Source organism: Celeribacter sp. (genome assembly GCF_048266405.1).
GTDB lineage: Bacteria > Pseudomonadota > Alphaproteobacteria > Rhodobacterales > Rhodobacteraceae > Celeribacter.
The window spans coordinates 81,467-101,547 of record NZ_JBLWZO010000010.1; the positions used below are offsets into that span (position 1 = coordinate 81,467).

Here is a 20,081-nt window from a genome sequence, read left to right on the forward strand (position 1 = left end):
TATAGCTTGGTTTCTGACAGCTTTCAAGGTAAAAGCACCTAAAACAACGAAGGGAGCGTGCTGGAGAAGCCAGCTTAACGAATTGATTTAAGACAGTTATGAACTTGATATGTGCATTGAACCCCTCAGAAAACGAACAGTAAGCGGAAAGCTCTATACCCGACGGGATGAGATTAGTGCGTTTATCCGCTTGAGCCTTGATTGGCCCTTTGATGAACTCCTGGACAAAGCTGCGATGCGAGATCGGCGGCACGCCGACTACGTGCCTTCCGAAGTGCTGCTCTATCACCTGAGACAAACCAAGACCGACAATGCAGATGGCCTGTTTGTGGCACTTTACAACATTTTGTTGGATCGGATTGAAGCCGCCTGTCCCCGGCCCAACAGCCGACGCGGCGATAAGGATGTCGAGGATTTTCGCGTAGCCGAGATCCGCGACAAAATAATAGAACGTGTGACAGAGCTCATGTTTGAGGACCGGCGGGACTACGTCGAACAGCTTGACGCATATGAGGTGTTTTTTGACCGGGCCGTTCGCTCCGTCCGCATAGACAAATTCCGGCAGGTAAGTGGTCGGGAAAATGCCACCGAATCCGTTGTGCACCACGATGGCAGTGAGGACATCCGCGAGGAAGTCGAAGAGGCGCTTGAGCGATACAAAAAGCCAAGCCTGACAAAAGAAGAAGATTTTGATTACCGGTTTCGCATACGTCGCGCGATTGACGCCTTATCCGAGGAAGAACGAAAGGTGATCGATTTGATGCTCGCAGAATTTCCCATTGAGACAAACAAAGACGGTGAGCCTTCAATGACCCAGCTGCTCGGCTGCGTCGAAAAAACCATACGAAACAGGCGTGATCGTGCGTTTGAAAAGATCAGACGTGCACTCAAACTGGAGGACAATGATGACCAATAGAGAAGATGTCCTCAGCGACTTCACGATTGAGCCTGAAATGTCGCCTGCCGTGCTGAAAACCTATTTGAAAAAGTACCCTGAATTTGCAGACGAACTTCTGGATCTGTTCCACGAGCTGACAATGAGCGACATGGAAGCGGTCGAGGCAAGTCTTCCGCTTGAGACCAAGGCTATGACGACCAGCGTCTTGCGGGTTCAGAAGGTCGAGCAAGCACTGTACGGTGCCGACGTTCGTGAACTCTCAAAGTCGTTGGGTTTGCCGCGGAGTTTCCTCATGGGGTTGCAAGCAAGTGTAGTCCATATCGGTTCGATGCCGATTTCTCTCCTAAATAAGCTTGCGAAACTGTTGGATGTGAGACTGCAGGATGTCATTAGCGGTATGCAAATTGGCGATCAACAGGCCGTTGCGATGAAATCTGATGTGAAACCTGAAGGGCAACCGGCCATCGAATTCGAAGATTATGTAAACCAGGCTGGATTGACCGAGGAGGAGCAACGCGCATTGCAAGAGTTGCTTGCAGATGATGGATCGGATTGAAGCCGTTCGTCGATGCGCCTCGCGTCTTCATACTGAGCGTAGGAGCAAGGGAGGCGATCCAACCCAGCCCTATTCGTTTGCTCTTCAAGAGGCAGAAGCTCGGGATTACGAAGTCCGCAAGCTCGCTCCTGACCATCCGCAGCTCAAAGGTGGACGGGCGCTCTTGCAGCCGAGAGCCAAAGTCATCCTGCATGAGGATACGGGCATTGAGTTCTTAAATGCGTTTCTTGTTGCCCATGAGATAGGTCATGATGAATTTGGCGGGGGCATTGATGTCCAGCCAACCATGAACATCGATCCCGCACGATCGTCTGATCCGGCCTCAGTTGGGGCGGATCGCGTTGTCGATTACAGCAACCGTGCTCGCCAAGAAGTCCAGATGGACATGTTTGCGCGAGAGTTCCTCTTTCCGCGCAGTTTGGCCTGGTCATGGCATGTCGAAGACAACATTGGTGCAGAGGAGATTTCGGAGCGCCTTGGCGCCCCCTACGACATGGTTGCGGTCCAGCTATTTGATGCGCTTTTGTTACCGGTGTTGGAGGAAGCGCCGGATATCGCAAGCCCGCCCAAACCATTGAACCGCGAGCAACAGATTGCCGCGGATCATGACGGAAAGGCGCTTCTTCTGAAGGCGGGACCCGGGACAGGCAAAACCCAGACTCTCGTTGGCCGCCTGTCTGTGCTTCGAGACCGTGATGTGCAGCCAGAATCCATTCTGCTCCTGACATTTTCCAACAAGGCCGCAGGAGAGATGACCGATCGGGCCCTGCGGGTTTGGCCGGAAGCGGCTGGTGCCGCTTGGATTGGGACCTTTCATTCATTTGGGCTTGATATCCTGCGCAGGTTTCATGACCGCGTGGGTCTTCCCGCAGATCCACGTATGATTGATACGACTGAAGCCATTGCCCTGTTGGAGGATGAATTCCCACGGCTGCGTTTGAAGCATTTCAACGAACTTTGGGATCCGACAGATACCCTGCGCTCTCTCCTTTCAGCCATTTCACGGGCCAAGGATGAGGTAGTCGACAACATCCACTACCGTAAACTCGCCGAGCAAATGATGGAGGCCGCAGACACAGAGGAGGATATCGAGGCAGCAGAAAAGTGTCTGGAGATCTCAGCCGTCTATGATCTGTATGAAGGCCTGAAGTCGGAACGCGGCGTAGTAGATTTTGGTGATCTGGTCGCTCGACCGACAATGCTCGTCGAAAGTGACGCGGATGTTCGCGAGAAACTTCAACGACTCTATGACCATGTTCTGGTGGACGAATATCAGGATGTAAACAGGGCCAGTGTGCGATTGTTGAAAGCGCTGAAGCCCAACGGCACCAACCTGTGGGTGGTGGGAGATGCCAAACAATCAATTTACCGGTTTCGAGGCGCATCCTCGTACAACATTGATCGATTTGAGACCGAGGATTTCTTAGGAGGCGAAAGTCTCCCACTCAATATCAATTACAGGTCATCACAAGAAATATGCGACACATTCAAGGGTTTCGCTCAAACGCGCATGGCAGCTGCCGGGGTAGGCTTTGAGGCCACGGCGTTTAAAGGTGCTAATGGGGTTAGCCCTGTGTTTGTGGGTGTTGATGCCAAGGATCGTGAAATAGACGAAATCGCCTTCCGAATAAAACAGGCCTGCAACGAGACCACGTCTTTCAGTGATCAGGCCGTAATATGTAAGGGCAATGCGAGACTGGCAGAAATCGCCGCTGGTTTAGAGGCGCGGGGGATTCCGGTCTTGTTTCTTGGGCCCCTCTTTGACCGACCAGAAATCAAGCAAGCGCTTTCCGTCCTTTCCCTAGTGGTTGATCCGCGCGCCATGGGACTTGCCTGCGTCGCGTCTCTCCGCCCATTTCAACTGGCAATTGAGGATGTCTCAACCTGTGTTGATGCGATTCGTGCCGCTAGAAACACACTGCCCTTGGACTGGAGGCAAACGCTTTCGGGCCTAGACGACATCAGCGAGGAGGGTGAGAAGTCCCTCTCAAGGCTGATTGAGGTGTTCGGGGAGTTTGAACCCACTTCATCGGCCTGGCGCGTGATTACAACTCTCTATCTCGACAAGACGCGCTTGGCCGCCGAATTTGCGAAGGGAGCAAGATCAGGCAACGCAAATCCTGCGATTGCACTGTGGCAGTTTCAGAACTTTCTGAGATCAACATTACCGAAAAAATCCGGGTACCCCATTCGCGATCTTCTCGATCACATCCGACGCCTTGTCATAGTGTCAGATGAACGTGACTTACGCGACCTGCCTGAAGCTGCACAAAGCCTCGACGCTGTCCGAATCATGACCATTCACGGCAGCAAGGGCCTTGAGTTCAAAGTCCTTCATTTGCCGGCATTGACCAGCCGATCCATTCCGCTGTCAGCTAAGCAAAATCGCGGACTTGCACCTCCTGACGGCATGATCGAGGGTGCGCCCTTTAAGGGCTGTGACGCGCTCACGTCCGGGCATGACGAGGAGCAGCAATGTTTGTTTTTCGTCGCTTTATCCAGAGCGGAGGAGCGACTGATACTTTATGCCTACAGCAAGAGATCGAAGTTCGTGGATGACATATCTGGTCATGTTCTGAACGAATCTCCGCAATCGGCATCGGCTGAAGGTGCGGTATCAGCGAACGGAATAAAGTTGGAAGTTGATGGCATCGCTCGCATATCGCCTTCTCAGCTTGCGGCCTATGAAAAGTGCCCACGGCGGTTTTTCTTTGCGCATGTGTTGCAAGTTGGCGGTCGTCGCGCAGAGTCGCCCCTTATGCGTATGCACAACGCAGTCCAAGGCGTTGTCGATGAGCTGACGTCTCGTTTGAACGATGAACCAAGCGAAGCCGAACTCGCAGCCATCATGGATAAGGCGTGGATGGAAAATGGTCCGGTGGATCATGGATACGCTGCCGAGTACCGTCAAATCTCAGACGAGCTGCTGAGTTTTTTCCGATTGCTCCGCACAGGCGAAAAACGGCGCGCACCAACCCCAATTCCCTTGAAATTCGGTAAGGCAGAGATTGTCGTATCTGCACATGAGGAAGTCGATGCTGGATCTGCTGGATCTGGCAGGGTACTGCGGCGCATCAAAACAGGACGCAAGACCACGAACGCTGTCGAGTCCTTAGATGCGGCAGCGTTTCAACTAGCCGCTGAAGGCCACGGCGAGGCTGAGTTCGTATTCCTGACCGGCGCGACGCAGGACCGATTGACCATGAGCAGTACGAAGTTGGGGAACCGGAAAACAAAGATCGCTCAAGCTGCAATTGCGATCCTCGAAGGGCATTTCCCCCCAAAACGCAGCGATCGCTGCGCCCGCTGCGCATATTTCTTCATCTGCAGCGAACCGCCCTCAGGCACGCTCCGAAAAAAAATCGGATCAGGCTTACCGGATTCCTCCTGACGCCGCGATTGTCCTTGTGAAGGCGCAGACATGAGGTTTGCGTCCGCCAACTTCTTAAGGACGAACACAATGAAATCGCAAGGAAATGATCCTCGCTTCCCGGTCTTCATCGCCGATGAGGGCCTCAACTTCAAGAAACACGTTTTCGATGACCCAAAGGTTCTCGGTCGCCAGTTGATCGAAGCTGCCGATGGGCATCCTGTTGATGAGCATGTGGCAATCGCCATTTTGCCAAATGGGGACTTCGAAGACATTCGCCTCGACGAAAGCTATGATCTGCGCGGTCGCGGTGCTGAGAAAGTGCTGGTCGCGCGGACGGACCGTGTCTTCAAGTTTAAGATTGACGACAAGGATCTTGAATGGCCGCGCGCGTGCATCAGCGGATTTGTACTGCGTAAGCTTGCTGACCTGCCGGAAAACTACAATCTCTGGCAGGAAATCCCGGGCCAGCAGGACCGCAAGATTGCTGACAGCGATGTCATCAATCTCGATGCCAAGGGTGTGGAGCGGTTCATCTCGCTCATCGATCAGACGACGGAGGGGGACACCCTTCCTTCGTTTGATCAGACGTTTCTGGTGGACCACGGCTATCAGTTCGAAGTCGTTCAGGAAGGCCGTGAGACCGGCATCATCCTGAAGTCGCTCGAGCTGCCTGAAGGCAAATTCAATGTCGAAGCCGCGGATATCCTTGTACTCCTGCCAGCCGGGTATCCCGATTGCGCGCCTGACATGTTTTATGCCTCTCCGCATTTGACGCTGGCGAACGGTCAGGTCCCGAAAGCCTGCACAGTGCAGCACACTTTTGCAGGTCGTGTTTGGCAGCGCTGGTCGCGCCACAACAACGCCTGGCGGCCCGGCATTGATGGTTTGCGCACGATGGTGGCACGGATCAAAACAGCTCTCGCCGAGGCGCGGCCATGAAGGGCCCGTTGGATGTTATTCTGGCTGGTCCGCACGAAGCCGGTATCCGGTCCCTGCTCGCGCAGGGTGCCGGTGCTGAGCGTTCCGCCTACATGCTTTTTGGGACGGCGGCGATCGAGAAAGACCCCTGGACGGACACTGCTCGCACACGGCTAATTTCGCATGCGTTCATCGATCTCGATGATGACGACGTGGTCTCAGCCTCCGAGCGCCACGTGACGTGGCAAACCGACAGCTTCATGCGATTGCTTGGTCGCGCCAAGTCCGATGGTCTGGTTCCCGCCATCATTCATACCCATCCAAAGGGCCGGGCCCGTTTTTCCAAACAAGATGATCGGAACGAGGCGGAACTCGCGCGGACCGCCCTGATCAAGGGTGCACCCGGACTGATCAGCGTTTTGATTGCGAGCGACGGCGAGATTGCTGTGAGGATTTGGCGCTCGGCCGAAAAGCCAACGGCTATCGCACGTATTCTTCACACAGGACCGCGCCTGACCCTCACCGCGGAGAACGGCAGCAATCTGGGCTTCCTTGACCGTCAAACCCGGCTCTTCGGCGATCAGGCCAATGTAATGATCACGCAGTTTCGGTGCGGCATTTCCGGAGGGGGTGCTACGGGAAGCGCAGTGTTGCCCTTGCTGATGCGTCTTGGCGTGCGCGAAGCGGTCCTCTTCGAAAAGGACCATGCTGAAGATACAAACCTCAACAGACTCCATGGCGCACGACAGGAGGATGTTGATGCTCATCGAGCCAAGGCCGACATTCACGCGCGGACAGTTGCGGAGGCCAATCTTGGCATGTCGTTGGCAACCATCGATGCCTGGGCCGGAGAGCCATGCACATGGGACGCGTTGAAATCTTGTGATGTGATTTTCTGCTGCACGGATGACCACGCCGGTCGGCTCTTTCTGAACCGCTTCGCCCGTTTCTATGGCATTGCGGTCATCGATGTCGGTCTCGCAATGCAGCGTCGCGATGCTCAGTCGTTCGATCTGTTTGCCCGGGTTACCACCCTTGTGCCCGGACACCCCTGTCTGCTTTGCGGCGGGTTCATCAACCCGCGACGCGCTCGCGAGGAGGCCTTGCAGCGAACTGATCCAGAGGCTTATGAAAAACTTAAAGAGGAAGCCTATCTGCTCGGTGAGGGTGACCCCTCCCCTGCCGTTGTGACCTTCACGACAGAGGCGGGTGCCATGGCGGTAAATGAATGGCTGACCGGTATCACCGGGTTCGCCGGAGCGAACGGAATGGCACCGACGCGGATGCGCCGGTTTCACGCGCGCGATGAGCGTTTTCCTGAGATTTCGCCGCGCCCGGGCTGCCCGTGTTGTGATGCAACTGAAACTCCGGGCCGGGGGGACATGACGCCCTTTCTGGACATGGTGACGTGAGATGAAAAAGATATTGGCAAACCTGCTTCGGCAGCTTGGAGTACTTAAGTATGACTATCTGGTGAGCAGGCAGGACGCCTTCCCGCAAACGCCTGAAACAGAACCGGACGAGTTAGTCCTGGTCGAGAGCGGCGCGATCCAAAAATGGGCCTGTCTCTCCTGCCCTGGCGGCTGTGGTGAGAGGATCGCTTTGTCTCTCAACCCAGATCGTCGACCTCGCTGGAGCATTAGCACAGATTTCTGGCAAAGACCCACACTCCACCCGTCGGTGCACCAGCAAAACGACTGTGGGTGCCACTTCTGGGTAAAGAAGGGTAAGGTTCACTGGTGCAAAGGTGGACGGCCGCAAACGCCAAAAGAGAAAGCGGGACGACACAAATGCTAAGCGAGCGAACAAAGCGACCTGTGCGCCTCGAACTGCAACCCGAGCAATCGGGGGCATAATCATGCGGTTCGCATTAGACGACGACAAACGAGTTGAAGCCAGCCCAGGCGCCAAAGGCAGATGCCCTGGTTGCGGCGATGACCTCATTGCCCGATGCGGGACCAAGATGGTCTGGCACTGGGCGCACAAAGGACAACGCCACTGCGACCATTGGTGGGAAAACGAAACGCAGTGGCATCGGGATTGGAAGAACCAATTCCCGACAGATTGGCAGGAGATCGCTGCGCGCGACGATCATGGCGAGCTTCACATCTCAGATGTTAAGACATCCAAGGACTTGGTGGTTGAGTTTCAGCACTCATACATCAAGCCCTTAGAATCGCGAACGCGGACAAGGTTCCACAACCCTATGCTTTGGGTTGTTGACGGAACGCGTCGTAAGACCGACCGCAAGCAGTTTGCAGCCGCGCAAGCAGATGGCGTGAAGCATCCGACAAAGGACGGGCTGGTTGAGCAGCTCTGGGTTTACGATTCAAGGCTGCTAAAGGAATGGGTCCATGTCGGCGTGATCGTCGCCTTTGATTTTGGGGAGGACACGGTGTGGCTTCTTCGGAGAGTCAAAGGTGACTGGGCCTATGGTTTCGCCTATCCGAAACGATCACTTGTCGAGAACATTTCAAAGGGAACTCCGATACCGGACGTGTTGTTTGGCAAACCTGTTCGGCAAACGGTGCGGTACCGTCGGCTTCGTGCCAGGTTCTAGCGTTTGGTTTCCATCAGGTTCAACTGACACAGATCTTTATGGGACCGCAGACCCTCAGGCCTTTGCGGACAAACCTGCATCCTCCATCTGCTCGCGGTCCGGCAGGTCCTGCAGGGAAGGCAGGTCGAAGGCAATCAGGAACTGTTCTGTCGTCACGAAGGTGTAGGGCGCCCCTCGCCGAGGAGACCGCGGACCGGTCCCGATCAAGTTGCGCGCATGTAGCCGCCCGATCAGGTCTCGGCTGATCTCCTTACCGAAGATGTCCTTCAGCCCGTCGCGTGTAATCGGTTGATGGTAGGCGATGGCCGCCAGCACCGCGACGTCGAATTCGCTCAGGTCCAGCAATTGGTCCCCGATATCTGCCGCCGCGCGGATCGCGGGGGCGTAGATAGCCCGCGTCCGGAATATCCAGCCACCAGCGACCTGGGCGATCTCGAAGGCCCGCCCTTCCAGATCTGCGGCGAGGTCCTCGACCAGAAGGTCGACCGAAGCCCCCTGCCCCACCACGCGTGCCAAGTCGTCGCGCGGCACCGGCGAAGCTGAGGCAAAGAGCACCGCCTCGATCCGGCGCATCCACTCCCGCCAGCGCAGCTCTGGCGGCAGGTCGTTCAGTTCGCGATCCAGCTCGGGGTCAGAGCGATCCTTCGCCATCGCTACACCCCGTAAAGCCGGAAGGTGTCGCGCCCGGTCAGCTCGCGCACCGCGCCTAGGTCAACCAGCCGGTCGCAGAGCCGCCGCGCGGCGCGATCCGGCAAGGGCAAAGCCGAAGGCGCCACGGCATCACGGGTGAGGAACATCTCGATCGCCTCGCCGGCCCCCTTCGCCCGAAGCTTCGGGGCGACCGCTTTGAGGTGCGCGGCCCGCTGCGCGAGATCTGCGGCGAGGCGCACGGCTTCGACCACCGACGAGACGAGTGCGCGGTGACAAGCGAGCCTCACGTCGTCCCCCTGCTTGCGCAAGTCAGCGCGTTTCAGGCATAGGGCCAGCAGCGGCACGACATGATCCCGGCCGAGCGCCTGCGCGAGAGCCGCATCAGCGAGGATCAACGCAGCCACATCGGCGCGCGGTGCCACGCGCAATACTGCCTCCAACACCATCGCAGCCCGGGTCACAGGCGCCCCTTTCCCCACATCAAGCCACGCTGCAATCTGGCCCGGCTCAACGCTCGGCAAGGCGCGCCCCAAAGCCTTGATCGACAGCGGCCGTTCCACCGCGCGCCGCCAGGCCAGGCAGGTTTCGCCTGCCGGTCCGGGAAGATCGCCCGGGCGCAAAAGGTATACGGCGTCGCGAAGCTCCCCTGCCCGCTCCGGGCGTCCCGAAAACGCGACGCAAGCCTCAGCGGCGCGCAGCGCGAGCCGGTCCCGCAACAAGGCTTGGGGGACCTCGTCGTGTCCCAACACAAGATGCAGGTGGTTCAGCGCCGCACCCGACAAAAACGCAACATCTTCAAGGGTTTCAGGCCGCGCGGAGGTGACCCAGGCGGGCATCCGGGGTAACGTGTCCAAGTCGTTGATCTGATCCAGTCGGGCAAATGTCATGCCCAGAGCCTACACTTGCGCGGCGCTTTATTCCAGAAAATAGCGATCTAACCGCCCCACTCTGCCGCTCTCCATTATGTCCAATAAGTTTGCCTTATCGGACATATATGTATAGGCTGGAGAATAATCGCAAAATTTAAGAGTTTTTCAGGGAAAAGATGGCCACAGAGACCGACAAATCGACGTCAGCGCCCTCTGATAGGCTTGATGACGCTCGCAACGTCGAGCGAGATCAAGCGAAAAACGGTGAAATCACCCTACCCGCTCATGTCGCTGGCTCCGGCACGCTCGATCGACTTGTGAACACCGCCCAAGACTATGCGCGCGCCGCGGCCTCAGACAACACGCTGAAAGCCTACGCAAAAGATTGGGCACATTTCGCGCGCTGGTGCCGAATGAAAGGCACAGACCCCCTGCCGCCCTCGCCCGAGATAATCGGCCTCTATCTTGCCGATCTGGCAGCAGGGTCGAGCCCCTCCCCTGCCCTCTCGGTCTCGACCATCGAACGTCGTCTCTCCGGGCTCGGGTGGAACTACACGCAACGCGGGTTCACCCTTGATCGCAAGAACCGCCACATCACGACAGTGCTCGCCGGAATCAAACGTAAACACGCCCGTCCGCCAGTGCAGAAAGAAGCAATCCTCGCCGAGAACATCCTCGCGATGGTCACCACCCTGCCCTATGACCTGCGCGGGCTGCGAGATCGCGCCATCCTGCTTCTTGGCTATGCTGGCGGGTTGCGGAGATCTGAGATTGTGAGCCTAGACGTCCACAAAGACGACACGATAGAGTCTGGTGGTTGGATCGAGATCATGGAAAAAGGCGTCCTGCTCACACTCAATGCCAAGACCGGCTGGCGGGAGGTCGAAATTGGCCGAGGCTCGTCTGAACAAACCTGCCCGGTCCACGCCCTCGAACAATGGCTGCATTTTGCAAAGATCGACTTCGGGCCGGCTTTTGTGCGCACATCGCGCGATGGAAAGAAGGCGCTTGACACGCGCCTCAATGACAAACACGTCGCCCGTCTAATCAAGCAGACAGTTCTGGCCGCGGGCATCCGTTCGGAGCTTCCGGAAAAGGATCGGCTCGCCCTGTTTTCGGGCCATAGCTTGCGCGCTGGCCTCGCCAGCTCAGCCGAAGTTGATGAGCGCTACATCCAAAAACAACTTGGCCACGCCTCAGCCGAGATGACCCGTCGCTATCAACGCAGGCGAGATCGGTTCCTGGTGAACCTAACCAAGGCGGCGGGGCTATGAGTGTCAGCCACCAGGTAAGTCGGCTGTTCTTTGTAGCATTGCCAAGTTGTTTACCGGGGCTTCAAGGGGCAACCCTCTCAGTATCACGCTCAGGTAGAAGGTTTTCAACATCTGCGGAGCTCGAAACGAACCAATAATAAGCCAAGATGGCGAATGCCTTTCAGCCGTGGCAGACTCGTTGGGTTATTCATACGTTCGACGAGACTGGATTACTCAACCTTAACAAATTGGCGAAATCGATGCGGCAAGTCGTTTTAATTGTTTCCCCCTTAAGGTCAAAGATTGTTAGGTATCGACCCTGACCCGCCCGATTGTGGGGTCTATGCGCCGCCCTACACCTTCGATTTGCTGCATCAGAGGGGACTGGCGCGTTAGTTGACCCAGCCGCGAGATGCCTGAATCAGCGACAGGTTTATGCATCGGCGTGGCCCAACAGTTCGTCGGTGAACGCGGCATCGCCCGTATCTCCTAGATTTTTATGATGGATGTGACCGCGTTCGATGAGATTGGGTCGCCTCTTACTGTCGATAGGTCGGAGCTTTATCAGTGACGATGGAGACCAGGGGATGAAGCTTTACTGCTCAATCGTTTTTTATAGGAAGTCCCTAGCTGCCCCGGTATCTAAGGGCAAACTTCTGGACCCCGCGACACACGGTCGATCGATCAACTCTTTCGCAGCGCCCTTCCCGAAGATCGACAACACCTTGGTAAAACAGTTGACATCGAGAATACCAGCACACGGCATACAGGACAATCTAACGTGGAAAGCGGTGATGCTTAAACGGCGATTCACTCGCCATTGCAAACCCAAAAATTACATCCAACACAACAGCTCCCTTCAAAGCACAAGCCCTTCGCGCGTGTGCAAATGGTGGCGCGACCCGAAAGCAAACCAAAAGTTCACAGCTGTGAACATAACACAATAGAAATTACTTCGCGAAATTCGAGATGAAAAAGCACACTGGCCTCAGTTGGTGCGAAGAGAAGACAGATTAGCGAGCACACGGAAGATGATGCACAGGTAAAAGGTGATGTGACATAGAAGGGGCGGGACCAAGTCATACCTAATCGTGCAAGACAGAATCGAGACCCACCCACTGCCCGAAGACCGTATGAAAGAAAACAACTTCGAACAAACTTTGCTTGACCCGTTCACCCACAAATCCGCCGGCCAAACCTTTTCTTCACGGAGTGGCGTAATGACGGGAGCTATGAGACAATGCAAAAAAATCAAAGAAAGACACAGACCAAAAGCCACCTAAAGTACAGGAGTGGGCGTGACGCAATCACGACAGAAGCGCGTCTGAATACATCAAGGCCCAAACACCGAAAGGGTAGGGGTGGTGACCAACCGGCCAAGGGCAGACCTCCACATCAACGAAACAAGGAAGGGGAACTTCCTACGCAATTAGAAAGTGGTAGAAAACCTAGCCCACGCCAAAAATCCCTATCTCCAACAGCACTCCACGTTCACGACAAATACATTCGTAAACAGTTCCCTCGAAGAAACAATGCGGAAAGGTTTTGTCCGGCCTAGTGGCCGAAGGCATAAAAATTTTGTATAGGAATTCATCAATTCTCCCCAAAACAAACCGTCACGCTGCAAAAAACAAACGGTACTTACAAGACCCAAAACTGAAGGTTATACTAGGCAAACGGATAGGTCTCTCGATGAGCAAGAACGGCAGGGTAGGGCGGACACATCTCCTTCACGCGGGAAACCATCACAGAACGAAAATCAGATTCTCCATCTCCTAAAGGCAACCGCAAGAAGGCCTCTAACGAAGCTTCCCATGACAATGCGCGGGCCACTGGCGCTCTGGGGTACGCTCTTTTTGAAACCGTGAGAAAGAAGTGATTTCCCTCATGTAATCAAGCGGGGTCTCGGTTAGGCATTCGAGGCCTCCGTAGAGAGGAGGGCTAACAAAGAGGCCAGTTCACAGTTGTGAACCCACCCACCTCACGCCGCATCACGCCGCATCAGCGCCATGACCATAGGCCCCGACGAAAACTCACCAGTCGCTGCTTTGTCAGTCAAACTCCGCAAGTAGCCACCTGGTGAACGGATATCAACGACGCGTTCGAGCATCGCCGCCAGAACAACCGCAGCTTCGGCGGCACCCATATACCGCTTCGCGTCATCCCACGCAGACGGAGAAATACCCATCATTGGGCGGACAATCTCGGCAGTGCGGGTGAACTCGTGCCAATGACGGATCGGCCCATCGGAATAGCTGTGGATCTCGCGACAGGTTTGCAGGATCAAACCTAACGGCAGGTTCGGCAGGCGCTCGGTGGGGTTCTCTTCTGCTGCGCTTTCCGTTTCTTCCTCCGACCTCTCAACCATCTCCACGTCAGGGTTTTCAGGCGCAACGCCGCCGCCTTTGCCCAATTCTTGGGTAAGTTCAAAATCATAAGAGTCTTTATTTGAATTCTGATAGTGCTGCTCACTTTGAGCGTCATTGGTGCTCATATTCTCTGTATTTCGACCCGAGACACTGGGTTCGAGTATATCGCGGGCGCGGTCGAGCGCGGCACGCAATTCCCCCTCCAGAGCCTCTAGATCGGAAAGTTCAAACTTGCGGCGTAGCGCTCGGGCTGTGAGGGCCGCCTGATCGGCGAATTGGGTCCAGATGGGCAGGTCAGGGCGCATTTCCTCGCCATAGACGCTCAAAGCCGCCAGATCGCGCCGCATGAGGCTCACAGCCTCGCGTAGACGCTTGAACCGCTCGGCAGCAGCACGGACCTCCTCAGCGGCCTCACAGAACTCGGTGAAGCGCGCGACGAGGGGTGTAAGGTCAAAACCGTAAACAACCTTCTCATCCCCGAAACGGCGGGCATAGCGCTTGCCATTGGGGCTGTCGCGGCGGATCACCACGCCCGCATGAACAAGGCGCCCCAGATGCCGCCGCATGGTCGAGGCGGGCATACCATTCAGTCGCTCGCAAATCGACACGTTGGAGGGATGCACAATGAGGGCAGAGGGGTCATTCCCGCCCAGAATGGTCGCGGGGTAGAAACTCACAAGCGCCTGAAGCACGGTCATATCCCGATCAGTGAGGCCGAAATGCTCACGCGCCGCCGAAAGCTCGCGCAGAACTTCCCACTTGTTCACCCCACTGGGGGGCAAGTCGGTGGCCGCGCGGGCCTGATGTTTCAAGATGACAGCATCTATCGTTCGCCGAAACGGCGTTACAGGGATATAGTCCATTTTTCATCACGCAGACAAAACTTTCCCGCTCCGCGAATCACTTTGGACTTGCGGAAAATGGCGCCGGACACTACCTTGAAGGTGCTAGAAACAAACTAGGGTCTCGTGAAGCGCTGTCTTTGCGGGGCCTTTTCTTTGTCCTTTCGTGCCTCCTTTTTGTTTCTCTGCTCGGTCTTAATCTTCGCACTGTTGGGTGGACCAACGGCGGTGAAGTTCGGTGATCAGATCCTGCGCCTCGCGCTCGACCCAATCGGCAAATCCACTGTTCTCAAGTGTGATAGACACACCCTTGGCCGACCGTTTCACGATGCCGCCGCGCTTGCCATCAAGCGTCAGCGGACGCGGCTTACTGCGTGACGGGGCAGGGGGGCGCGACGCGCGGCCAGCGGCCTTTGCCACGGCTTCGAAGGCTGCAACGGACACATCTGTCGCATCGGACGACAGCCCCTCGATCACGGCGGCCACATCGGCCTGCGAATGGACGTCTTCGGCGACCTGAATAAGCCGCTCACGATCCACGCCGGTCTCCTCAATCGCACGGGCCAGCGCGTCCCAACGGGGCCGCCCGATCCCATGCGCCGCACCGATGGACCGCACGAGGTCGGGGCCAACGGCCACAACGATGGCAAGCGCCATGGAGATGGAGGATTTGGTGACGGTCAGCACCTCGGCTACTTGCGCCTGCGTGCCGAAGTCGTTTTCGATAAGCTCTTGTGCGAAGAGAGCTTTTTCGATGTAGGAGAGATCACGGCGGGCCATGTTTTCGGAAATCTGCGCCTTCACCGCGGCCTTGTCATCAAGGGTCGCGACAAGCGCACGGACCTTCGAGACACTGGCCGATGAGCGGATCGCTTCCAGCCGCCTGCGCCCGTATACGAGGAGGTAACGCTCGGCCTCGCTCGGATGGCGACGCACGAGGATCGGCACGGTCTGGCCATTGGTCTCAATCGCATCGCGCAAGTCGGCCACGTCCTCGGGATCGAGACGGTCGGCAAGGCGGTCGTCGATGATATGGTCGGGGTCCAGCTCCCACACGCGGTGCCCGTCCACGGCGTCCCGCGCCGAACGCAGGGCGCGGTTGTTAGACATCATTGATGGCGCAGAGGCGGGGGAAGCGGCGCCCGAAGCCGCAAGGCTATCGAGCATGGACATGCGTCTTTTCTTACTGTTCGTCATTCTCGCCCCCATGTTTTCTGAATCAAGGCTGCGATCTCGTCATTGACCGCATTGAGGCTTTCGATAGCGCGGTCATAGGTAGAACGAGTAAACGCAGAGCGCTCGACCTCGTACAGCGTCTGTTTCGTCAGGCCCGCGTCCGAAATCGCGGTGGATTTGAGCATGGGCGCATTCAGCACCGTTTCGCCATACATGGTGCGCAGGAAGGCCACGATCCTGTTTTGCGGCGCGTCCGACGGCTCGTAGCGGGTCAGCACATAGCGCATCCAGTCATGGGACATATCCGCGCCGCTTTCGGCAATCACATCCATCAGGTCAGCGGTCATGCGCAGGAATTGCGACATGGACATCACGTCGAGCATTTCGGGGTGGATGGTGACAAGCACCCCCGTCGAGGCCGAGAGCGCCGACATGGTGAGAAAGCCCAATTGCGGCGGGCAGTCGATCACCACAACGTCGTAGTCGTCATCCACCTGTGCCAGTGCCTCGCGGACACGGAAGAAGAACAGCCCCGCATTCCCCTGCGCCAACGCGCGCGGCGTGTCGTGTTCGAACTCCATCAGTTCGAGGTTGCCAGGGATCAGGTCGAGATTGGGGATATAGGTCGGGCGGATCACCGAACGCAGCGGCTCGGGGTCGTCGTAACGGATCGCATCATAGAGCGTCCCGCCGTCCACGAGGTCGAATTCGGGTTGCACACCATGCAGCGCGGTCATGGAGGCCTGCGGATCGAGGTCGATGGCGAGCACGCGATAGCCAAGCAAGGCGAGCCGTTGCGCGAGGTGGGCGGAGGTCGTGGTTTTGCCCGACCCACCCTTGAAATTCATCACGCCGATGATCTGCATATGGTCGCCCTCTCGGCGGCCAGGCAGGTAGTCTCCAGGCTTGCGGGCGGTTTTCTCCAGCAACTCGCGCAGGGCCTGAATGTCGTAGGCCGAATAGAGGCGCCGATTGCCGGGCGTGAGTTCGGGGGAGGGGCCTTTGCCGTCAAGATGCAGCTTGCGCAGGTAGCTGTCGTTCACTCCAAGCAGGGCCGCGGCCTCGCCCGACATGAATTTGCGCATCTGTTTGCTGGCGTCAGGCGGGAAGAGGCTCTCGCGCTGCGCGTGCAACTGTTGCGCCAACCGCTCGGAGTGGTGACGGATGACCGCGTTAAGGTCTTCGTGGATCGGGGTCTTGCTCATCTGCCCTCACAGCGCCGTTTTGGCATCTCATTGCCGTGGCCCCGCCGCCTGTCTTCTGCTAGAGACTTCACAGCGTGTTCACGGAATTTGACGTTTATCGCCTCTTTTCCGTGACTATTGCCCAAAGAATCGGATTCGTGCAAGGGAAATCTACATTTGGTAGGGTAGGAAACTATAGACACTAAACCCAAGGTCGCGCGCGGAGAAGGGAATACATTGACTGTCTGGTCCGGTCTGTTGCGCATGGCTGTGACGGGGGCGCAGGCGTTGCAGGGAGGATTTCGCAGCAGGGCAGGGGTGTTCCGTCTTGGCGGCACGTTGATCGGAACTGCGGCCTACGCGCTCTATCAGGGAGAATTGGGGGTGCGGTTCGACAGCGACGAGCTGGCGCAAACAGGAGACATTGACTTCGCCAGCTTTGAGCGGCTTTCCGTGGCGCTGAAAGATCAAGTCGAGGAGTCGCCCAACGACATCCTCAAGGCGCTGAAGTTCGACCCGGTTCCATCGATAAATGACCGACAGGTATGGCGCTGGCGGCAAAGCCACGGGGAAGCGTTGGTCGAGTTTCTCACGCCTGCATTCGGGGACGAGACGATCAAGCCGCTGCCCGCGCTCGGCGTCTCGGCGCAGGGGCTCAATTACCTGAACTACCTGATTGCCGAGCCGATCCCCGCGCTGGCGCTATACCGCTCTGGCGTGCTGCTTCAAGTGCCGCGCCCCGAACGTTTCGCGATCCACAAGCTGATCGTGGCGGATCGTCGGCGGGGTGGCGCGGATCACGCCAAATCGCGCAAGGATCGGGCGCAGGCGGCCCTCCTGATCAACGTGCTGTCACAGGATCGTCCTGACGATCTGCCGAGGCTCTGGACCACGCCCGCGCACAGGAACCGAAATGGCGCACGCGGATCGAGACGACACTCGCGCTCATGCCCGAAACGGCAGCGCGACTGGCGACAGTGGACTGACACGTAGGGAAGGGTAGGGGGCTTGGACGCTCTACTCGGTGTAGTGCTGGCTGTGATCCCTAAAAACGTCCTCGCTTTTGAATTAGAGTTTCCGACTGCCACTTTCCTGGCTGGAAAAGGAGTGGACGCGATGAAAGCACCTAAATTCACAGACGCGCAAAAGGCGTTTATCGTTAAGCAAAGCAATGTTGGCACGACGGTTGCGGAGATTTGCCGCAAGTCCGGGATCAGTCCTGCGACACATTCCAACTGAAAGCCAAGTTACGCGATGCAGAAAAGACGCTGTACAGACGAATGATGTCTCCTTCTCGGGGTCGTTTGCGGGAGGGACAAAGGCTTCCAAAGCCGGGGCACTAGCCAGATAACCGCTATATTCACGAATGACATGTAACAGGTCTTCCTGCCTCCATACGCCAGGCACTGTACCTCGCATTCTGGAGAGGGCCTCGTCTCTCAGTTTGGTGCGACAACTATCGTGTTGGCTGCTGGGAACACGGAGCAAGGCGCCCAAAATGTCTTTGATCTCAAGATCCAATGTCCGCTCGTTTAGAGCACCCCATATTGCAACGCGGCCTTCCGGCGTGTGGGGTAATACCTTTGAAAGACTCTTTGGAAAGGTTTCAGCCTCTGGCCACTCCTCTAACCCGCGGACGGCAAGGTTGCGTGCTTCGCCTTTCGTATCGGCGCTTGTAATAAGAAGATATCGCGTCTTCGCATGATCCAAATGATGTTTGGCTGGTCTTCGTTTAGTGCCATGATTAAGCAAGGCTTTAAAGGTCGACAACGACCATGGCTCAGTGGTAATCCCCCCATTTTTAATGGGGTCCAGCCGTAGAATTCAGGCGGCTGTTTTCAGTTTCATGGCGGGTGTGATGCCGCCGATGCCCATGTTGGGTCGCTCGTTGTTGTAAGTCCAGAGCCATTCAGTTGCCTGGTCTTGTGCCTCCTCAATGGTTTCAAAGATGTATTGGCTTAGCCATTCGCCGCGAACAGTGCGATTATACCGCTCAATATAGGCGTTCTGCTGAGGTTTGCCTGGTTGGATATGTTCAAGCCGAACACCTTGTTTCTCTGCCCATTCCATCAACTTTCCACTGATGTATTCGGGACCATTATCAACTCGAATGATGTTTGGCTTCCCGCGCCACTCAATGATTTGGCTCCGGACGACGCGTTCAGCGGGCAATGCAAAGGCCTTCTCGGTTGAAGTCGTCCAAGACGTTCAGAGTTCGGATCGACCTGCCGTCTGCAAGCTGATCCGCCATGACGTCCATCGACCACGTCTCATTCGGCCTGCCTGGCACCGCCAAATGACTGAATTGCCCGACAGGCTAAAGCAGAGCCTCGCGTGGGATCGGGGCACCGAATTGGCCTCACACCAGAAGTTTACTGTCTCCACAGACATTGATGTCTACTTTTGTGATCCAAGCAGTCCCCTCTCGGCAGATTGCTATGCAATCGCCTGCCGGGCAATGCATGGCAGCGCGGAACAAATGAAAACACCAATGGCTTGCTGCGCCAATACTTCCCTAAAGGTTCCTGCCTTTCCGGCTACTCTCAGGAACAGTTGGACGAGATCGCAAACCATCTTAATAACCGGCCTTGGGATTCCTGACGCCAGCGCATAGGCTAGAGCAGGTGTTGCAGTGACCGCCTGAATCCATCACCACTAATTTTAGGGGGGATTACCCAGTGTTGCGGAGCTTGACCTGTATCATCAGCTTATACCCACCAACGGTGTTTGCGTCGACCTGAACAAATCCAGGTTCAGAAGAGTCCAGATCGACTTCCAGATCCTCATCATTTACGGGTTCTAGTGTAATTTGGGTCGCAGATTTACTGATAAGCAGTAATTTAAGCGCGACAAAAACTGAAACATCGACTTGGTAATCAAAACCATCCAATGCAGCTTTGGCTCCAAGTGCTGACGAGGTATTTGTACACTCGCTCAAGACGGGTCACCCCAATAGCGGGGTTGATTAGAATGCTTTTCGTAAAAAACCTTCATTTTTTGAAGCGGAACCGTGAACTAAAAGAGGAAAGCGTTACCTGTAATCACATTCATAGTCTATTGATGGTGTGATGATCTACCCGTGGATTCTTTAGACGGCTATCTAAAAACCTATTTCAAATGATACGCTGGTGATGAGACAGCGGTGGGGAAGTATTCTAAAGGTCGGCAGAGTTCTTACCACTCGAACAAAGTTGCGTAAAATTCAATATCTGGGCTGCAGTTTGTAAAGCGCAGATATCCACAGGCATACAATTATAACATAATAAAACTTATGCGCACAAAGGATGTAGACTGGTGCGCGCTACTTTGAAGTGCGACTCCTATTAGAAAACAATGAGTTATCTAATGAGGAGTTTATCGCATGGGAACGGTTTACACGCAACTTTCACTTCAAGAACGCCGTAGGATCGAAGATTGGTGGCTGGCAAAGGT

The 20,081-nt window shown here is 56.1% G+C and carries 14 protein-coding genes and 4 pseudogenes; 11 read left to right on the forward strand and 7 right to left on the reverse strand.

What is annotated here, in order from left to right:
* The first annotated feature begins 109 nt into the window (after positions 1-109).
* The 7 genes from ACN0TS_RS15310 to ACN0TS_RS15340 all read left to right on the forward strand — a co-directional run bounded on the left by ACN0TS_RS15310 (position 110) and on the right by ACN0TS_RS15340 (position 8,305).
* Complete coding sequence (locus ACN0TS_RS15310) at positions 110-916, forward strand: hypothetical protein (RefSeq protein ID WP_417260231.1); 807 nt, start codon at positions 110-112, stop codon at positions 914-916.
* Entirely contained in the window at positions 906-1,454 is a 549-nt protein-coding gene (locus tag ACN0TS_RS15315) for a hypothetical protein (RefSeq protein WP_417260232.1), read from the forward strand. The genes ACN0TS_RS15310 and ACN0TS_RS15315 overlap by 11 nt, the downstream gene beginning before the upstream one ends.
* Positions 1,438-4,845 (forward strand): UvrD-helicase domain-containing protein, encoded by a 3,408-nt coding sequence (locus ACN0TS_RS15320; protein ID WP_417260233.1) that lies wholly within the window; start codon positions 1,438-1,440, stop codon positions 4,843-4,845. The genes ACN0TS_RS15315 and ACN0TS_RS15320 overlap by 17 nt, the downstream gene beginning before the upstream one ends.
* A 69-nt stretch (positions 4,846-4,914) precedes the next feature.
* The gene (locus tag ACN0TS_RS15325) at positions 4,915-5,766 is read left to right on the forward strand and encodes a multiubiquitin domain-containing protein (protein WP_149687265.1); all 852 of its coding nucleotides are present in this window, start codon (positions 4,915-4,917) and stop codon (positions 5,764-5,766) included.
* A complete protein-coding gene (locus ACN0TS_RS15330; protein ID WP_417260234.1) occupies positions 5,763-7,157 on the forward strand; it encodes a ThiF family adenylyltransferase in 1,395 nt (464 codons plus the stop codon). Before ACN0TS_RS15325 ends, ACN0TS_RS15330 begins: the two co-directional genes overlap by 4 nt.
* Before the next feature lies 1 nt (position 7,158).
* Positions 7,159-7,542, forward strand: coding sequence for a DUF6527 family protein (locus tag ACN0TS_RS15335; protein WP_417260235.1), 384 nt, complete (start codon positions 7,159-7,161; stop codon positions 7,540-7,542).
* 61 nt (positions 7,543-7,603) lie between these two features.
* Complete coding sequence (locus ACN0TS_RS15340) at positions 7,604-8,305, forward strand: competence protein CoiA (protein WP_417260236.1); 702 nt, start codon at positions 7,604-7,606, stop codon at positions 8,303-8,305.
* Between the two features lie 54 nt (positions 8,306-8,359).
* Here ACN0TS_RS15340 and scpB read toward each other — a convergent pair whose 3' ends face one another.
* Positions 8,360-8,956 (reverse strand): SMC-Scp complex subunit ScpB, encoded by a 597-nt coding sequence (gene scpB, locus ACN0TS_RS15345; RefSeq protein ID WP_417260237.1) that lies wholly within the window; start codon positions 8,954-8,956, stop codon positions 8,360-8,362.
* Between the two features lie 2 nt (positions 8,957-8,958).
* A complete protein-coding gene (locus ACN0TS_RS15350) occupies positions 8,959-9,843 on the reverse strand; it encodes a DUF1403 family protein (RefSeq protein ID WP_417260238.1) in 885 nt (294 codons plus the stop codon).
* A 158-nt stretch (positions 9,844-10,001) separates the two neighbouring features.
* On the opposite strand from ACN0TS_RS15350, the gene ACN0TS_RS15355 reads away from it, so the two are divergent.
* Positions 10,002-11,099, forward strand: a complete 1,098-nt coding sequence (locus tag ACN0TS_RS15355) for a tyrosine-type recombinase/integrase (protein ID WP_417260239.1) — start codon at positions 10,002-10,004, stop codon at positions 11,097-11,099.
* 1,960 nt (positions 11,100-13,059) lie between these two features.
* On the opposite strand, the gene repC is transcribed toward ACN0TS_RS15355, so the two are convergent.
* The 3 genes from repC to repA all read right to left on the reverse strand — a co-directional run bounded on the left by repC (position 13,060) and on the right by repA (position 16,670).
* Positions 13,060-14,310, reverse strand: coding sequence for a plasmid replication protein RepC (gene repC / locus ACN0TS_RS15360; protein ID WP_417260240.1), 1,251 nt, complete (start codon positions 14,308-14,310; stop codon positions 13,060-13,062).
* Between the two features lie 174 nt (positions 14,311-14,484).
* The gene (gene repB / locus ACN0TS_RS15365) at positions 14,485-15,486 is read right to left on the reverse strand and encodes a plasmid partitioning protein RepB (protein WP_417260241.1); all 1,002 of its coding nucleotides are present in this window, start codon (positions 15,484-15,486) and stop codon (positions 14,485-14,487) included.
* Positions 15,483-16,670, reverse strand: a complete 1,188-nt coding sequence (gene repA, locus ACN0TS_RS15370; protein WP_417260242.1) for a plasmid partitioning protein RepA — start codon at positions 16,668-16,670, stop codon at positions 15,483-15,485. Before repA ends, repB begins: the two co-directional genes overlap by 4 nt.
* Before the next feature lie 285 nt (positions 16,671-16,955).
* Here repA and ACN0TS_RS15375 point away from each other — a divergent pair.
* Both ACN0TS_RS15375 and ACN0TS_RS15380 read left to right on the forward strand, forming a co-directional pair.
* Positions 16,956-17,635: pseudogene (locus ACN0TS_RS15375) on the forward strand (GSU2403 family nucleotidyltransferase fold protein); the annotation flags it as partial.
* A 130-nt stretch (positions 17,636-17,765) separates the two neighbouring features.
* A pseudogene (locus ACN0TS_RS15380) lies at positions 17,766-17,885 on the forward strand (transposase); the annotation flags it as partial.
* A gap of 588 nt (positions 17,886-18,473) precedes the next feature.
* On the opposite strand, the pseudogene ACN0TS_RS15385 reads toward ACN0TS_RS15380, so the two are convergent.
* Positions 18,474-18,945, reverse strand: a pseudogene (locus ACN0TS_RS15385) (integrase core domain-containing protein); the annotation flags it as partial.
* A 6-nt stretch (positions 18,946-18,951) separates the two neighbouring features.
* Here ACN0TS_RS15385 and ACN0TS_RS15390 point away from each other — a divergent pair.
* Positions 18,952-19,238 (forward strand): annotated as a pseudogene (locus ACN0TS_RS15390) (transposase); the annotation flags it as partial.
* 82 nt (positions 19,239-19,320) lie between these two features.
* Here ACN0TS_RS15390 and ACN0TS_RS15395 read toward each other — a convergent pair.
* Positions 19,321-19,587 carry a hypothetical protein gene (locus tag ACN0TS_RS15395; RefSeq protein ID WP_417260243.1) on the reverse strand — a complete coding sequence of 89 codons (267 nt, stop codon included), beginning with the start codon at positions 19,585-19,587 and terminating at the stop codon, positions 19,321-19,323.
* Positions 19,588-20,081 lie beyond the last annotated feature (494 nt).

Excerpts from the sequence above, each read along its gene's own strand:
- ACN0TS_RS15325 (WP_149687265.1), top strand. The coding sequence starts at position 4,915 with ATGAAATCGCAAGGAAATGATCCTCGCTTCCCGGTCTTCATCGCCGAT.
- repA (WP_417260242.1), bottom strand. The coding sequence starts at position 16,670 with ATGAGCAAGACCCCGATCCACGAAGACCTTAACGCGGTCATCCGTCAC.
- ACN0TS_RS15315 (WP_417260232.1), top strand. The coding sequence starts at position 906 with ATGACCAATAGAGAAGATGTCCTCAGCGACTTCACGATTGAGCCTGAA.
- ACN0TS_RS15355 (WP_417260239.1), top strand. The coding sequence starts at position 10,002 with ATGGCCACAGAGACCGACAAATCGACGTCAGCGCCCTCTGATAGGCTT.
- ACN0TS_RS15350 (WP_417260238.1), bottom strand. The coding sequence starts at position 9,843 with ATGACATTTGCCCGACTGGATCAGATCAACGACTTGGACACGTTACCC.
- repC (WP_417260240.1), bottom strand. The coding sequence starts at position 14,310 with ATGGACTATATCCCTGTAACGCCGTTTCGGCGAACGATAGATGCTGTC.
- ACN0TS_RS15320 (WP_417260233.1), top strand. The coding sequence starts at position 1,438 with ATGATGGATCGGATTGAAGCCGTTCGTCGATGCGCCTCGCGTCTTCAT.
- ACN0TS_RS15310 (WP_417260231.1), top strand. The coding sequence starts at position 110 with ATGTGCATTGAACCCCTCAGAAAACGAACAGTAAGCGGAAAGCTCTAT.
- ACN0TS_RS15335 (WP_417260235.1), top strand. The coding sequence starts at position 7,159 with ATGAAAAAGATATTGGCAAACCTGCTTCGGCAGCTTGGAGTACTTAAG.
- ACN0TS_RS15340 (WP_417260236.1), top strand. The coding sequence starts at position 7,604 with ATGCGGTTCGCATTAGACGACGACAAACGAGTTGAAGCCAGCCCAGGC.
- scpB (WP_417260237.1), bottom strand. The coding sequence starts at position 8,956 with ATGGCGAAGGATCGCTCTGACCCCGAGCTGGATCGCGAACTGAACGAC.
- ACN0TS_RS15330 (WP_417260234.1), top strand. The coding sequence starts at position 5,763 with ATGAAGGGCCCGTTGGATGTTATTCTGGCTGGTCCGCACGAAGCCGGT.
- repB (WP_417260241.1), bottom strand. The coding sequence starts at position 15,486 with ATGACGAACAGTAAGAAAAGACGCATGTCCATGCTCGATAGCCTTGCG.